Source organism: Haemophilus sp. UMB1048, assembly GCF_030218125.1.
Taxonomy (GTDB): Bacteria; Pseudomonadota; Gammaproteobacteria; order Enterobacterales; family Pasteurellaceae; genus Haemophilus_D.
This window is the reverse complement of sequence record NZ_JASOPB010000005.1, coordinates 99,127-114,332: the sequence shown is the minus strand read 5'-3', so window position 1 is coordinate 114,332 and position 15,206 is coordinate 99,127. Positions and strand designations below refer to the sequence as shown.

The 15,206-nt window shown below is 38.2% G+C and carries 14 protein-coding genes and 1 tRNA gene; 9 read left to right on the top strand and 6 right to left on the bottom strand.

What is annotated here, in order from left to right; genetic code table 11:
* The first annotated feature begins 200 nt into the window (after nucleotides 1-200).
* The 7 genes from QP437_RS05995 to QP437_RS05965 all read left to right on the top strand — a co-directional run bounded on the left by QP437_RS05995 (nucleotide 201) and on the right by QP437_RS05965 (nucleotide 8,579).
* Nucleotides 201-277, top strand: a tRNA-Val gene (locus QP437_RS05995).
* A gap of 168 nt (nucleotides 278-445) precedes the next feature.
* Nucleotides 446-2,689, top strand: a complete 2,244-nt coding sequence (locus tag QP437_RS05990) for a TonB-dependent siderophore receptor (protein WP_285267274.1) — start codon at nucleotides 446-448, stop codon at nucleotides 2,687-2,689.
* A gap of 64 nt (nucleotides 2,690-2,753) precedes the next feature.
* On the top strand, nucleotides 2,754-4,514 hold the full coding sequence (locus QP437_RS05985) for an ABC transporter ATP-binding protein/permease (protein WP_285267273.1): 1,761 nt from the start codon (nucleotides 2,754-2,756) through the stop codon (nucleotides 4,512-4,514).
* 134 nt (nucleotides 4,515-4,648) lie between these two features.
* On the top strand, nucleotides 4,649-6,172 hold the full coding sequence (locus tag QP437_RS05980) for a lipopolysaccharide biosynthesis protein (RefSeq protein ID WP_285267272.1): 1,524 nt from the start codon (nucleotides 4,649-4,651) through the stop codon (nucleotides 6,170-6,172).
* Complete coding sequence (locus QP437_RS05975) at nucleotides 6,169-7,125, top strand: polysaccharide pyruvyl transferase family protein (protein ID WP_285267271.1); 957 nt, start codon at nucleotides 6,169-6,171, stop codon at nucleotides 7,123-7,125. Before QP437_RS05980 ends, QP437_RS05975 begins: the two co-directional genes overlap by 4 nt.
* Nucleotides 7,125-7,868 carry a YdcF family protein gene (locus tag QP437_RS05970; protein ID WP_285267270.1) on the top strand — a complete coding sequence of 248 codons (744 nt, stop codon included), beginning with the start codon at nucleotides 7,125-7,127 and terminating at the stop codon, nucleotides 7,866-7,868. Before QP437_RS05975 ends, QP437_RS05970 begins: the two co-directional genes overlap by 1 nt.
* A gap of 48 nt (nucleotides 7,869-7,916) precedes the next feature.
* Nucleotides 7,917-8,579, top strand: a complete 663-nt coding sequence (locus tag QP437_RS05965) for an NAD(P)H-dependent oxidoreductase (RefSeq protein ID WP_054419333.1) — start codon at nucleotides 7,917-7,919, stop codon at nucleotides 8,577-8,579.
* Between the two features lie 9 nt (nucleotides 8,580-8,588).
* Here QP437_RS05965 and zevB read toward each other — a convergent pair whose 3' ends face one another.
* Nucleotides 8,589-9,566, bottom strand: a complete 978-nt coding sequence (gene zevB / locus QP437_RS05960; protein WP_285267269.1) for a zinc transporter permease subunit ZevB — start codon at nucleotides 9,564-9,566, stop codon at nucleotides 8,589-8,591.
* Nucleotides 9,567-9,570: 4 nt separating this feature from the next.
* Complete coding sequence (zevA, locus tag QP437_RS05955; RefSeq protein ID WP_285267268.1) at nucleotides 9,571-10,203, bottom strand: zinc transporter binding subunit ZevA; 633 nt, start codon at nucleotides 10,201-10,203, stop codon at nucleotides 9,571-9,573.
* 347 nt (nucleotides 10,204-10,550) lie between these two features.
* On the opposite strand from zevA, the gene ettA reads away from it, so the two are divergent.
* Both ettA and QP437_RS05945 read left to right on the top strand, forming a co-directional pair.
* The gene (gene ettA / locus QP437_RS05950; RefSeq protein ID WP_102704091.1) at nucleotides 10,551-12,221 is read left to right on the top strand and encodes an energy-dependent translational throttle protein EttA; all 1,671 of its coding nucleotides are present in this window, start codon (nucleotides 10,551-10,553) and stop codon (nucleotides 12,219-12,221) included.
* A 55-nt stretch (nucleotides 12,222-12,276) separates the two neighbouring features.
* Nucleotides 12,277-12,633: a SirB2 family protein gene (locus QP437_RS05945; protein WP_162860499.1), complete on the top strand. Its 357-nt coding sequence runs from the start codon at nucleotides 12,277-12,279 to the stop codon at nucleotides 12,631-12,633.
* Between the two features lie 47 nt (nucleotides 12,634-12,680).
* Here the strand turns inward: QP437_RS05945 and yciH are convergent, their stop codons facing one another.
* From yciH to QP437_RS05925, 4 genes are read right to left on the bottom strand one after another with little or no spacing between them, the layout of a single operon-like run.
* Nucleotides 12,681-13,001: a stress response translation initiation inhibitor YciH gene (gene yciH, locus QP437_RS05940; protein WP_070775442.1), complete on the bottom strand. Its 321-nt coding sequence runs from the start codon at nucleotides 12,999-13,001 to the stop codon at nucleotides 12,681-12,683.
* Between the two features lies 1 nt (nucleotide 13,002).
* Nucleotides 13,003-13,695 (bottom strand): orotidine-5'-phosphate decarboxylase, encoded by a 693-nt coding sequence (gene pyrF / locus QP437_RS05935; RefSeq protein ID WP_285267267.1) that lies wholly within the window; start codon nucleotides 13,693-13,695, stop codon nucleotides 13,003-13,005.
* A 21-nt stretch (nucleotides 13,696-13,716) separates the two neighbouring features.
* On the bottom strand, nucleotides 13,717-14,895 hold the full coding sequence (lapB, locus tag QP437_RS05930; protein WP_285267266.1) for a lipopolysaccharide assembly protein LapB: 1,179 nt from the start codon (nucleotides 14,893-14,895) through the stop codon (nucleotides 13,717-13,719).
* The gene (locus QP437_RS05925; protein ID WP_049369025.1) at nucleotides 14,895-15,188 is read right to left on the bottom strand and encodes a LapA family protein; all 294 of its coding nucleotides are present in this window, start codon (nucleotides 15,186-15,188) and stop codon (nucleotides 14,895-14,897) included. The genes lapB and QP437_RS05925 overlap by 1 nt, the downstream gene beginning before the upstream one ends.
* Nucleotides 15,189-15,206: the final 18 nt, after the last annotated feature.

The window sequence follows — 15,206 nt, the reverse complement described above, 5'->3', positions numbered from 1 at the left end:
TTTAAAAAAGCTTTTTTAATTTCGGCTCATCCGAGATAAAAACCGTCGCGCATTATACGCTTAAACCACTGCAAAATCAAAACAAGCACTGAGAGTTTTTGCAACAAATTTTGGTTATTTTTTTAGCAGCTAAATTTAACTTAAAACAAATCCCCTTGTTTTCATCATTAAAACTGTTTATCATCTGCCACATCTTTTACGCGACTATAGCTCAGTTGGTTAGAGCACCACCTTGACATGGTGGGGGTCACTGGTTCGAGTCCAGCTAGTCGCACCATATTACAATCCCAAGCTTTTTAGCTTGGGATTTTTCTTTTTTCCCCCCGCTTAATTTGAATGAATCTTTTCTGAATAAAGCATACATACAAATGAAAATAATTTGCATTGATTAACGAAAACGTTTTTGCTATACTCTTGGCTCTTTAGTATCTATTGGGAAGCGATTATGAATTTTAAATTAAGCCTTATTTCAACCGCACTTTTAACCAGTTTTTCCATTTCTACGTTTGCAGAAACTGAGCAAACCGTAGATACAAACACCGAGACGCTTGAGCAAATTAACGTTCAAGATACGGGGATCAAACAAAATGGTTATCAAACGACAGGGACATCAGTCGTATCAAAAGCTGAAGTGCCAGTATTCGACACGCCAAACACAGTAAATATTCTTTCAACTAAACTGCTAGAAGATCGCAAACCTGAATCACTCATTGATGCACTTTATAACGTCAGTGGTGTAAGTCAAGCGAATACGTTAGGTGGTATGTTTGACTCTATTCAAAAACGTGGTTTTGGTGGAAACCGTGACAACTCAATTATGCGTAACGGTTTACAAGCTGGCCCAGCTAAAAACTTTAGTGCGACAACTGAAACCGTTGAAGTTTTAAAAGGACCTGCATCTGTACTTTATGGTATTCAAGATCCAGGTGGTGTGGTTAATATCATTACTAAAAAACCGCAACAAACGCCACGTTATGTTGTTGGTGGAACCTTAGGTAATCATAGCCTGTGGGGAACGCAATTAGATTTTACTGGTGGCTTAGGAAATGGTTTCGCTTACCGCTTTATCTATGATAAACAAGAAAAAGACTACTGGCGTAATTTTGGCAAAGTGAAAAATACCACTTACGCACCATCACTTTCTTGGGAAAATGATAAAACTAAAGTGCTTCTTTCTTATGAACATAAAGATATTCTTGAGCCATTTGATCGTGGTACTAATCTTTTAACCGCGACCAATGCCTTACCGGATATTCCAGTATCGCGTCGTTTAGATGAACCAAATAATGAAACAACCGCAAAAACCGATAACATTGATTTTAAAATTGAACACAAATTAAGTGATGGTTGGAAATTAAATGCGGGTTATAGCTATGCGCGTTACAAATATTTCTACGATCAAGCTCGTATTACAAATATTAACGTCACAGATGTTGCTATCCCTGCAGTTAAAAATAAAAAGGGCGAGATTACCTCTCCTGAATTAAGTGCACGTCATGTACGCCGAGAGATTGAACAGCAACAAGGTGACCAGCGTGTTCATAGTGGCACATTAAATATTGTCGGTGAATTTGGTATTGGTGATATTGCTAACCGCTTTGTAGCCGGTATTGATGCAATGCGTAATATTCGTGATCTTGGACCGATTTATAACAAAGGTATTACAAATTCAGATATTAATATTGATAATCCAAACTATACCAGCCCTGTTGCAGCACATAAAAATGGTAATGGCAACGCCTACCAATATAACTATCTCAAAACTGTTGGTGTTTATATTCAAGATACCGCCTATTTTACAGATAACTTTATTATGACGGGCGGTTTACGTTATGAGTACTTTGATCAATTTGCAGGACGTCATTGCTTAAATGCGGCAAACTGTAAAAAAGGTCAAAATCTAATAAAAACCGGAAATACCGATCAGCACGATGGTAAATTATTGTATCAATTAGGTGCCGTATATAAATTTACGCCACATATTGCGACCTTTACAAACTACTCGGAATCTTTCCGTCCACAAATGAGTGTGGCAACACCTGTTAGCGGAGATTTAAAACCAGAACAAGGTAAATCTTTTGAAATTGGTGCAAAATACGAAAACTCAGGCTTTAATGCGACACTTGCATTATTCAATATCAGCAAACGTAATGTGGCTGAATCCGTTGGTTCTGGTTCAAATGCGCAATTGAATATCGTCGGCAAACAACGTTCTCGTGGTGTGGAATTTGATCTTAATGGTCAAATTACGGATAGTCTAAGCGTAGCGGCTAACTATACATACACCAAAGTAAAATCACTTGAAAATGAGCTTTATCCTGATGCGGTAAATCAACAACTTTCTGGTGTACCAAAACATCAAGCTTCCCTATTCCTAGCTTATAACGTAGGTGAATTTGATTTTGGTAACATCCGCGTTGGTGGTGGTGCTCGTTATTTAGGTTCTTGGCATGCTTATAACAGTGATTACACAAAAGCATACAAATTACCTCATGCCGTGGTATATGATGCCTTTATTGCTTACGATACCAAAATCTCTGGCAAGAAAGTCTCTTTCCAACTTAACGGTAAAAACTTAGCAGATAAAACTTACTATCCATCCACTTCTGGTAACGCAACAAATACATTGATCCCAGTTGCATTAGGTTATGGACGTGAATTTATCTTCAACACGAAAGTTGAGTTTTAATTGAGCGCACAATACGAGGGCGAATATTTCGCCCTTTTTTCGTTTTTTACTTAATGGATAATCAATGAATTGGCAAACTGAACTTAACTCAAGTTTAAGCTGGATTTTGACCGCACTTTTCTGGGTGATTGTGTGCTTTAGCGTGACGACACTGGCACTCAAACAAACCTCATTCGGTCAGAAGTTTTGGCATATTGCATCCCCTTCGATTAATCGCCGTAACAGCATCAAAATCATCGTTATGCTACTGGTGTTGTTTACCATGATTTTGTTAGAAGTCCGCTTCAGCGTACTCAACTCTTTTTTCTATAATGGACTTTATAGCTCAATGCAGGAATTAGATGCGGATAAGTTTTGGTTCTTTGCAAAACTAAATGCCCTCTTAGTATTGGTACAAGTTATCCACTCCATCGCCGACTATTTCTTGCAACAAGTATTTGAAATCCGTTGGTTGGAAAGCTTGAATAAAGTCCTTGTTAAACGATGGTTAGAAAATAAAAAATACTATCGTCTCAAATACGAAAAAGATCTGCCCGATAATATTGATCAACGTATTGAACAAGATGCACGTGAATTTATCAGTAGCACTGTAAAAATTGTGCGGGGCATGATTAATTCGATCCTGACTACCATTGAATTCACTATCATTCTTTGGTCACTTTCTGGAATATTAAGTCTTTTTGGCTTGAATATCGAAAAAGGCGTCGTTTTCTTTATTTATGCCTTTATTATCCTCGCAACGTTAATGTCCGTTTGGATTGGTCATCCTTTAATCAAGCTGAACTTCAATAAAGAAAAACTCAATGGTGACTACCGTTATTCTTTAATTCGAGTGCGAGATAATGCGGAAAGTATTGCATTCTATCAAGGTGAACAGCAAGAACAGCATTTACTGAAAAATAAATTTGCCGAAATCATTCATAACCGTTGGGCAATTGTGTTGAGAATGCTGGGATTAGACGGCTTTAATGGAAGTGTCACGCGCGTTGCAAAACTCTTACCATTAATGCTGCAAGCGCCTCGTTTTTTCACTGGACAAATCAAACTGGGCGATATGCACCAAACTGTGCAAGCATTTAACCGATTAATGACCGCACTTTCTTTCTTCCGTTTGTTCTATGAAGAATTTACGCTTTATCAAGCGCGTTTAAATCGTCTTTATGGTTTTATGACTAAGTTAGATGAATTAGATCATTCAGAGGTTCATCAACCCATGAAATGTTCTAACCGTGTTGCGTTATCAAATTTTGGTATTAAAGATGAGCAAGGCAGATTATTACTTAATAACTTAAATATTGAATTAAAAAATGGTGATGCTTTATTAATTCAAGGTCCATCTGGCACAGGGAAAACATCTCTATTAAAAGCGATGGCGGGGATTTATCCTTTTGAGACAGTAGGGCAGGTGGAACATCCTTGTGTGACCAGTTTATTCTTACCGCAACGTCCTTATATGCCACAAGGCACACTACGTGAAGCAATTTGCTATCCTGATATTGATCCTTATCATCCTGAATTGGAAAAAACACTCGCGGATTGCTGTTTGGATAAATACCTTCATAGTCTTGATATAGATAACGATTGGCAAGCAATTTTGTCACCAGGTGAATTACAGCGTGTGGCATTTATTCGGATTTTACTGACGAAGCCTGAAGTGGTCTTTTTAGATGAAACCACATCAGCACTTGATGAGCCAACAGAGTATCTGCTTTATAAAACAATTAAAGAGCGCTTACCGAATATGATCATTTTAAGTGTTGGCCATCGTGGCACATTGCATCAATTCCATAACAAACAATTGGATTTGGCAGTCTGCATCGTCTAAATAACAAAAGGCTAAATTATATTTAGCCTTTTCTTTTTACTACGCCCGTACAATTGCTTAGAACTTGCACAATGCTTGCTACACACCCCAATCCCCCCTATAATTCCCCCAATTTTTCTAATTTCATTTTCACAATGTCAAATAAAACCATTGCTAAAAATACGCTATTTCTTTACATCCGAATGCTCTTTAATATGGGAGCGATGCTGTATATCTCTCGTGTGGTATTGCAAGTATTGGGTGTGGAAGATTTTGGTATCTATAACATTGTGATGGGTGTGGTGGTCTTATTTTCCTTTTTTAATGGCACAATGACCGCCACCACTCAGCGTTTTATTAACGTAGAAAAAGCCTCAAATGACATTCAACGTGTCAATAAAGTCTTTAATATTAGTATCTTAAATCACCTACTCATTATTTTTATCGTATTAGTGTTAGCTGAAACCGCTGGTTTATGGTTTTTAAATCACAAATTGGTAATCCCCGCTGAACGCTTGCAAGCTGCAAATATCGTTTACCAATTGGCATTAATTATTGCCCTCGTTGAAATCATCAAAGTGCCATTCAATGCCATGATTGTTGCACACGAGAAAATGGGATTCTATGCTTGGTTGGGATTAGGGGAAACCATCTTAAAACTGACCTCTGTCTTTATCTTAAGTCATATCACACATTATGATAAGTTGATTACTTATGGCTGCTTATTGCTTTCAGTCAGCTTAATTGTGCTCTCTCTTTATGTGTTATTCACTAAATATTATTTTAAAGAGGCTGCGCGTTTCCGCTTATATAAAGATTTAAGTAAAACCAAAGAAATGGTGAGTTTTTCCGGTTGGATGCTTATGGGGCAAGTCGCTTATGTGGGTTCAACACAAGGCTTGAATATGGTGTCTAACTTATTCTTTGGTGTGGCAGTCAATGCCGCTGTTGCGATTGCAACACAAGTAGAAGGTGCCGTTTACAGCTTTGTAAATAATTTCCAAATGGCAGCTAATCCGCAGTTGGTTCAGTCTTATGCAGCAAAAGATTACGATCGCAATCGCCAATTAATTCTTGGTATTTCAAAATATTCACTTTATTTAATGGCGATTCTCTCTGCGCCTGTATTGTATTTCACCCATACCTTACTGACATTTTGGTTAGGCGATCATCTTCCGCAATATACTGAACAGCTTGTACAAGCTATTATTGCTTGCTTATTAATCAGTGCGATGGCTGGGGCATTTTGGATGAGTGCATTAGCCATTGGCACATCCACTGTAAAACAATACAATATCATCGTGGCGTTAATCGATCTTTGCACGGTGCCATTGGCTTATTATTTGTTCACACTAGGTTATAATCCAGTATTTGCCTTTGTGGGTAAATTTAGTACGATGGTCATCTCACAAATCTATCGATTATATTTTATTAATAAAAAAATTAAATTTAACCACAAAGAATTTGTCTCATATTTAGTGAATGTCGGCGTGGTGTTTGGCCTGCTATTAGGTATCATCTATATATCCGATACCACCCGCAGTTATTCTTTATTGGAATTTATTGGACAATCCATCATCTTAGAAATGGTATTAATCTGTGTCATTTTAATCTTCGGATTAAACACAGCAGAAAAAAATTTCTTGTTTAGCTATTTAAAGAAAAGAGTAAAAAAATGAATCAACTCCTTATTGATTTAAAAAATAAACTGAATCCTATTGTTGAACTGATTAAAGATAAAAACGACGTATTTTATTTTGACTACCCGCTTCATTTGAACGTGGGCGATTTATTGATTTATCACGGTACAGAACAATTTTTCAAAGATCACCACATTAACGTGACCTTAAAACGCTGCGAATATGATTTAGATCTTGAAGAAGTCAAAGCAAAAATTACACCGAACACCACCATCCTTTTACATGGTGGCGGTAATTTTGGCGATCTTTATCCGCAGCATCAAAAAATCCGCGAAGAAATGGTGACTCATTTTCCGAATAATCGCATTATTGTGTTGCCACAAACCGCTTATTTTAAGCACGAAGAAAATCTACAAAAATCAGCCGCACTTTTCCGTAGCCACAGTGATTGCCATTTACTGGCTCGTGACGAAAGAACAGCGAATTTATTTGCACAATTTTCTGATCATGTTTATTTATCACCCGATATGGCGCATCAGCTTTATGGCACGATGGAAACCAAGCAAGGCACAACGGGTGAACAACTTTATTTCTTGCGTAAAGACATTGAAGCAAGTGATGTAGAAAAAAATATCTTAGCGCAACTGCCTGCCAATAGTAATGTAAAAGACTGGGAAGACATTCTTTCAACCGAAGATGATGTGGTTTTAGCATTAAGCTGGCGCATCAGTAAAATGGCAAACAAATTTGGCTTAGGTTGGCTGAAAGATCTTTGCCATCAATTCTGGTATGCCTATACTCAACGCATTGTAAAACGTGTTGCGCAAGTATTCTTAGCAAACGACAAAGTGATCACTACTCGCTTACATGGTCATATTTTCTCTTGCCTATTAGAAATCCCAAGTCGTGTTTGCGATAACTCTTATGGTAAAAATAGCAGCTATGCGAAACTGTGGACCAAAGAGTTGGATTTTGTTGAATTGGATAAATGATGTTTGAATTGAAAAAACTCATTACCGCTATGATTCTCCCCCCATTTAATATTTTAATTTTATGGGGACTTTCACTTATTCTAGCTAAATTCAATTTCAAAAAATTAAGTCGAATTTCAACCGCACTTGGTTTCTCACTACTCTATCTTTTAAGTATCCCTTACACTGCACAAGTACTTAAAGATAGTCTCATCACTGAAGATCATTTAACACTGCAAGATTACCAACAAGCTCAAGCGATCGTTTTACTTGGCGGTGGTTTGCGTGATAGCAAAGAACTTTACGCACCATTAGCTTCAACGGGTATTCAACTTGAGCGCTTGCGTTATGCCGCTTTCTTGCAAAAAGAAACGCACTTGCCATTATTAATTACAGGGGCAAGTCCAACTGGCGCCATTGAGGCAAAAATCGCCGCCGAAGAACTCCAAAACTTCTTTAATGTGCCAACCAAATGGATTGAACCTAAAGCACTTACTACTAAAGAAAATGCGCTTTTCACCAAACAAATATTGGAAAAAGAAGGTGTTCATAAGATTGTTTTAGTCACTAATGAATGGCATATGCAACGTGCAAAATTATTATTCCAACAACAAGGCTTTGATGTGTTACCTGCAAGTGTAGGTGAAGGCATTACGCCAGATAGTTACGGACTCAATATGATGCATTTTATTCCGCAAGGTGGCGCAATTACTAAAAATATGCAATTACTCAAAGAGTGGATTGGATATTGGAAAGAGCGATAAAGTGCGGTCAAAAGATCACAAATTAGATAATGTTAAGAGGAAGAAAACATGAGTCAAATTACACGCGAACAAATGCTTCAGGTATTCGAAAATCGCTGTTCAACACGTTATTACGATCCGAATAAAAAAATTAGCCAAGAAGATTTCGCGGCAATTTTAGAATTTGCTCGTTTATCACCAAGCTCAGTCGGTTCAGAGCCATGGAAGTTCTTAGTTATTCAAAATAAAGCATTACGCGATAAGCTCAAACCTTTTAGCTGGGGCATGCAATATCAATTAGATGATTGTAGTCATTTAGTGATCATTCTTGCGAAGAAAAATGCTCGATATGACACGCCTTTCTTCCGTGATGTGGCGGTGCGTAGAGGTTTACAAGGCGAGCAATTAGAAAAAGCCTTAGAAAAATATAAAGGCTTACAAGAAGTTGAAATGAAAACCGCAGAAAGCGAGCGTGCATTATTTGATTGGACAAGCAAACAAACCTACATTGCATTAGCCAATATGCTAACTGGTGCTGCCGCTATCGGTGTAGACTCTTGCCCTATTGAAGGCTTTAACTACGATAAAATGAATGAAGTTTTAGCCGCTGAAGGTCTCTTTGATCCAAGTGAATGGGGTGTATCCGTGGCAGCAACATTTGGTTATCGTGCGAGAGACATTACGAAAAAATCTCGTCGACCAATTGAAGAAATCGTCACTTGGGTTGAATAATCCATTTATTTATCCACCGAATAAGGCTGCACCACCTGTTACAACCCCCATCGTGCCATATAACAAGCTTAGTGCAAAAAAGATCATCATTGCCCCCGCAATACATTTGATCATAGCTTCGCCTTTTTGATTAGAACCTGCTAAACCATACCAATGACCTAAGCGAGTCGCGACATTTCTCGCATAGCGTACTAACGCTGCAAAAAGCGAAAGCATTAATCCTGTCCCCAAAGACATGGCAAAAGTAGCTAAAATTCCCCACCAATAAAGATCCAGCATATAAGCGAGAAAAAGCACAAAAATGGCGCCACTACACGGTCGCATACCAATGGTTAAAATCACTAAGAGTTGAGATTTTAAATCACCCGATTGCTTAAGCTGTTGATCATTGGGTAGATGTTGATGTCCACAACTACACTGCGCTTGGCTTGCTTTTCCTTGCTCATATCGAAATGGCGAAGCTGCTCCAATCTGTTTCGGTAATGATTGAATCGATGTGATACGAAAAGACTGTTTTTTCTTCAAGCCTTTCAAACCTTGAGCAATCCAATAAAACCCTAGTAACAATAATAAAATGAGTGCGCTACGCTCCAGCCATAACTGACTAAGTTTAAAATATTTAGAGGAAAGATTAAGTATCACCACCACAATGGAGGTTGCTGCAACTGCGACAAAACCTTGCATGAGAGAGGAAAGTAAACTTAAGCGTACGCTGGTTTTAAGCTGGCTTTCGTGAGTAGAAAGATAACCAGCAATAATAAATTTCCCATGTCCAGGGCCTAATGCATGTAATACACCATAAGAAAAGGCGGCAAAAATCAACCACAATCCTGCTGTAGATGAATGTGCTTGAATTTGGTGTAGATTTTCAGAAATCAGCTGATTAAAGGCTTTTTGCCAATCGGCGACTTGCACAAAAAGCCAAGGTAGCAAGGCGAAAATAATCGCTAATAAGCCGATAAAGAGTGCGGTCAATTTTAACTTCATTTTTTTATTCACATTTAATTTTTACTTTCTGCGCAAACAATACACCAAGAGAATCATCTTCATTTTTTTGCGATTTATCCAATGATGAAGCGTAGGATTTAATTTTTTCATCCACATTAGGTTCGAGCACTTCCCCTTTGCAGTTTGCAGGAAGTGCTGAAAAATCAACCGCTCTTTTACCTATTTCAGCATAACGCATTGCCACATAATAGGTGCTGTCATAAGTCATTAGCGTAAATTCATTATTTTGCAAAGTCTGTGGCTGAGCTAAAAGAAAATCAAAATAATACTCCACCTCATTTCCTTTAACACGCATGCCATAATTTTCAGGCTGTTTTTTATATTTAATTTTGTGATTTTCTTTATCAAAGACATAACTAAAGTAATGTTCATTCACAACGTTTGCCATTACCTCATCAACTAATTTCTGTTGAGCAGCTTTATCACCTTTCGTCTGCATCACATCATACAATACGGCTGAAGAGCTAGCTTCATCCAGTAGCCATTGAGTTGAAAAACCAATAAGTTGATTATCTTTCACTAAGGGTTTTGTTTGCATATCAATAAAGGCATGAGGATGTGCGAGAACCGAAAAAGGAGAAATCAGCGATAATCCAAGGAGTAATTTTTTAAACATAAATAAAAACAAAGTAGGCTAAATAATTGAATAGACAGATTTTATCACAAGCAGTTCCTAATCAAAATCGAATAAAAATCGATCTAAACGTAAAAAATCCTGTGATTTTCTTGATTTGTATCAACAAATTATTCATTCGCATTTCCATTATAACTGAAATTTATGTACTATTTGCCTCGTCAAGTGATTGCTTGATATTCATAAAGTTCCTAAATAAAATAATCATAAATATAGCTAAACTACTTTCCTACCACCCTATATGGGTGGTTTTTTTTGCCTTTCAAATAGCTTATTCCCTAAACATCAAGTAAAATAACCGCACTTTTATTCATAACATCGAGAAAATTATGTCAACGCAATTTGTATATACGATGCACCGTGTCGGCAAAGTGGTGCCGCCGAAGCGTCATATTTTGAAAGATATTTCTTTAAGCTTCTTCCCTGGCGCAAAAATCGGGGTTCTGGGCTTAAATGGTGCGGGTAAATCAACCCTCTTACGCATTATGGCGGGCGTGGATAAAGAGTTCGAAGGTGAAGCTCGTCCACAACCGGGTATCAAAATTGGTTATCTTCCACAAGAACCAAAACTTGATCCGCAACAAACTGTACGTGAAGCGGTAGAAGAAGCGGTTTCTGAAGTAAAAAATGCACTGACTCGTTTAGATGAAGTTTATGCACTTTATGCTGATCCTGATGCGGATTTCGATAAATTAGCGGCTGAACAAGCGAACCTTGAAGCCATTATTCAAGCGCATGATGGACATAATTTAGATAACCAGTTAGAACGTGCCGCAGATGCATTACGTTTACCAGATTGGGATGCAAAAATTGAGCATTTATCTGGGGGCGAACGTCGTCGTGTCGCACTTTGTCGCTTATTACTCGAAAAACCAGACATGCTCTTATTAGACGAGCCAACCAACCACTTAGATGCAGAATCTGTAGCATGGTTAGAACGCTTCTTACATGACTACGAAGGTACTGTTGTAGCGATTACCCACGACCGTTACTTCTTAGATAACGTTGCGGGTTGGATCTTAGAGCTTGACCGTGGTGAAGGTATTCCTTGGGAAGGCAACTACTCTTCTTGGTTAGAGCAAAAAGAGAAACGTTTAGAACAAGAACAAGCAACTGAAAATGCGCGTCAAAAATCAATTGCGAAAGAGTTAGAATGGGTTCGTCAAAATCCTAAAGGTCGCCAAGCGAAAAGCAAAGCACGTATGGCGCGCTTTGATGAATTAAACTCTGGCGAATATCAAAAACGTAACGAGACAAACGAACTCTTTATTCCACCTGGCCCACGTTTAGGTGATAAAGTGATCGAAGTGCAAAACCTCACCAAATCTTACGGTGATCGTACTTTAATCGACGATTTATCATTCAGCATTCCAAAAGGGGCTATCGTGGGTATTATCGGAGCGAATGGTGCGGGTAAATCTACCCTATTCCGTATGCTTTCAGGTCAAGAACAACCAGATAGCGGCTCAATTACAATGGGTGAAACTGTGGTACTTGCCTCTGTCGATCAGTTCCGTGACTCAATGGATGATAAGAAAACCGTATGGGAAGAAGTGTCTAACGGACAAGATATCCTCACTATTGGTAACTTTGAAATTCCAAGCCGTGCGTATGTTGGACGCTTCAACTTCAAAGGCGTAGATCAACAAAAACGTGTGGGCGAATTATCGGGTGGTGAACGTGGTCGTTTACACTTAGCTAAACTTCTACAACGTGGTGGTAACGTACTGTTATTGGACGAACCAACCAATGACTTAGACGTTGAAACCTTACGTGCATTAGAAAATGCGATCTTAGAATTCCCTGGTTGTGCAATGGTGATTTCCCATGACCGTTGGTTCTTAGACCGTATTGCAACTCATATTTTAGATTACGGTGATGAAGGTAAAGTGACGTTCTACGAAGGTAACTTCTCTGACTACGAAGAGTGGAAAAAGAAAACCTTAGGTGAAGCCGCAACACAACCACATCGTATTAAATATAAGCGTATTGCAAAATAAGAAATTAAAGTGCGGTCACTTTTGACCGCACTTTCCTTTTACATCTGGAGTGACTATGTTAGTTTATTTGCACATTGTTTGTGCATTTTTAAGTTTAGGATTATTAATTATCCGTGGGGGAATGCAATTAACTGGGAAAGATTGGCGAGCGATTAAACTGCTAAAAATTTTACCGCACTTAGTTGATACACTTTTAATTGCAAGTGGCTTAACGATTTTCTTCTTGGTCGGTTATCAGTTACAAAGCTGGCTCATCATGAAAATCATCATGATTGTGCTTTATATCTTCTTCTCGGCTAAATATTTTAGTCGCAAAGCTACAAATCCAAATAATGCATTTCTGGTATTTGCTGTATTAAGTTTCTTGGGGGCAATTTTCTTTGCTTACCAACCAGACTTCATGGAAAGTTAATCATAAAAAAATCCATCTTCAGTTGAAGATGGATTTTTTGTTTTATCTTAACCGCCCGCTAACTTTACTTTAAACCCTTTTTGTTCTAAAAGTTGTTTTAGTAAATCACGTTTTTCGCCTTGAATCTCAATATTGCCGTCTTTAACTGAACCACCACAACCACACCGTTTTTTAAGTTCAGCCGCTAATTTTTTCAATTCATCATCAGCTAAATCTAGCCCTGTAATCACTGAAACACCTGCGCCTTTTCTACCACTGGTTTGTTTTTGGATGCGAACCACACCATCACCTTTAGGGCGTTGCACCGGCTGCTTTTGCTCTTTAATTCGACCAACTTCGGTAGAATAAACTAAAGTACTCTCTGTCATATTACAAAAGTGATGAATTAATTGAACGAAGCACTTCTGCTGGATTTTTAGCTTGAGTAATTGGGCGACCAATCACCAAATAATCAGAACCAGAACGGATAGCCGCAGCAGGAGTCATAACGCGACGTTGATCGCCAAAATCACTTCCAATTGGACGAATCCCCGGTGTGACTAATTTAAAATCAGGGCCACAAGCATTACGTAAAATCTCCACTTCCTGTGGTGAACAAACGACGCCATCTAATCCCGCACGCTGTGTTAAATGTGCAAGACGTAAAACATGTTCAAGTGGTGAAGAGTTAATACCGATTTGTAATAAATCCAAATCTTCCATACTGGTCAATACGGTTACTGCGATTAATAAAGGCGCATCTTTTCCATAAGGCTCGAGAATTTTCTTCGCCTCTTCCATCATTTTCAGACCACCGCTAGCATGGACATCAACCATCCATACCCCTAAATCAGCCGCCGAACGCACCGCTCTTGCCACAGTATTCGGAATATCATGAAATTTAAGATCGAGGAAAACATCAAATTGACGCTCGTGTAATTGCTTAACGAAATTTGTTCCCAGTGTGGTAAACATTTCTTTACCCACTTTTAAGCGGCATAAGCTTGGATCAATTTGATCCACGAGGGATAGCGCTTGTGCTTCCGTTTCGTAATCCAATGCAACGATTACTTTGCTATTCATAATTTTACCTCACTGTGTCAATTAATTATGTTCTGGTTTGATGGATTCCCACTGTTTGCAAGAAGGACAATTCCACATTAATTTATGGGTTTGATAACCGCAATTTGAGCAACGATAACCAAAGCTTTGCTTAATTCTCTCACCGACCATTTTATGTAGCAAAATTAAGCTTTCTTTACCTCGCCCTTCCTCTGCATCATCAATTTGGAATTGAATAAAGCGGTGGAAAATAGATGTACTTGGATGTTTAGTAAGTTGTTGATAAAGTTTTGATTGTGCGGCACTCTTGCCATCTTTCTCTTCAATAACGCTTGCTAACATTAAATCGACTTTAGTATTGTTAATCTGCTGACTTGCTCGAATCAAGAATAACTCAAAGTTATCTCTCTCTCCTAATTCATCATAACAATATTTGAGCGTTTTCAGCACTTCACCAATATAAATTGGATTTTGATCAAGAATATTCTCTAAAAAGTGAATGGCTTGACGATAGTTTTTATTAGCCATTTCTAAATCAGCAAGCAGCATTGATGCTCTCACACTGGTTGGAGATACATTTAGCGCTTTTTGTAAAATACTGCGTTTTTCAACCGCACTTTCAAGTTCACCGCTTAAGGCATATTCACAATAACATTGTGCTAATTCCACATTATTTTCTTTAGGTGAGATCTTGGCAAGCTTCTCTGCGATATTAACCGCTTTTTTCCATTCTTTTGTTTTTTGATAAATCACCAAAAGCTGTTGCAGTGCATTTTCAGCAAACTCTGGTTCATCCACCATAATGGTGTAAAGCGCTTCAGCGCGGTCATAAAAACCGACTGTCATGAAATCTTTGGCTAATTGCTGTTTAGCTAATAATTTTTGTTCGAAAGAATAATTGGGACTACGATCGAGTGCTTGATGGATCCGCAAAGCACGATCCACTTCGCCTCGAGAACGGAAAAGATTACCAAGCGTTAGCTCAGCTTCAAATTGTGAGTTGCTTTCAATTTCATTTTCTGTTTCTTGTTTTTGCAACATATCAAGAAACAAATCAACAGCTTTATCCGTTTGATTGGAAAGCAAAAAATTGACCCCCGTGACATAATCACGGGAGAGTTTATTACTAATATCTTCCTGATCTTTCTTGGCACTCCGATGCCCCATATACCAACCATAAGCGGCGGCTATTGGCAGAAGCAGAAAGAGTAATTCAAGCATTATACTGCCTTATCGCGAGTAGTCGTTAATTCATTAATTTGTAATGTTTGACGTTTAACTTGACGCGCTAACGACATATTTTTGAATTTTAATTTTAAGTAGAAGAATCCAGTAATTAACCAACCTAAAATTAATCCAAAACCAAATAAAATCGCGACTAGCGTTGAAAGTTGGAATTGGCTTTCAGCAACAATGTAGTTAAAGGTGATTACTTGATCATTATTCGCCCCTATAGTTACCGCAACGATTACGATAGCTAGCACAATAATGAGTCCGAGAATATATTTAATCATCACTATCTCCTTGTTAAG

Coding starts and splice junctions, on each gene's coding strand:
- QP437_RS05990 (WP_285267274.1), top strand. CDS start 446: ATGAATTTTAAATTAAGCCTTATTTCAACCGCACTTTTAACCAGTTTT.
- QP437_RS05985 (WP_285267273.1), top strand. CDS start 2,754: ATGAATTGGCAAACTGAACTTAACTCAAGTTTAAGCTGGATTTTGACC.
- QP437_RS05980 (WP_285267272.1), top strand. CDS start 4,649: ATGTCAAATAAAACCATTGCTAAAAATACGCTATTTCTTTACATCCGA.
- QP437_RS05975 (WP_285267271.1), top strand. CDS start 6,169: ATGAATCAACTCCTTATTGATTTAAAAAATAAACTGAATCCTATTGTT.
- QP437_RS05970 (WP_285267270.1), top strand. CDS start 7,125: ATGTTTGAATTGAAAAAACTCATTACCGCTATGATTCTCCCCCCATTT.
- QP437_RS05965 (WP_054419333.1), top strand. CDS start 7,917: ATGAGTCAAATTACACGCGAACAAATGCTTCAGGTATTCGAAAATCGC.
- zevB (WP_285267269.1), bottom strand. CDS start 9,566: ATGAAGTTAAAATTGACCGCACTCTTTATCGGCTTATTAGCGATTATT.
- zevA (WP_285267268.1), bottom strand. CDS start 10,203: ATGTTTAAAAAATTACTCCTTGGATTATCGCTGATTTCTCCTTTTTCG.
- ettA (WP_102704091.1), top strand. CDS start 10,551: ATGTCAACGCAATTTGTATATACGATGCACCGTGTCGGCAAAGTGGTG.
- QP437_RS05945 (WP_162860499.1), top strand. CDS start 12,277: ATGTTAGTTTATTTGCACATTGTTTGTGCATTTTTAAGTTTAGGATTA.
- yciH (WP_070775442.1), bottom strand. CDS start 13,001: ATGACAGAGAGTACTTTAGTTTATTCTACCGAAGTTGGTCGAATTAAA.
- pyrF (WP_285267267.1), bottom strand. CDS start 13,695: ATGAATAGCAAAGTAATCGTTGCATTGGATTACGAAACGGAAGCACAA.
- lapB (WP_285267266.1), bottom strand. CDS start 14,895: ATGCTTGAATTACTCTTTCTGCTTCTGCCAATAGCCGCCGCTTATGGT.
- QP437_RS05925 (WP_049369025.1), bottom strand. CDS start 15,188: ATGATTAAATATATTCTCGGACTCATTATTGTGCTAGCTATCGTAATC.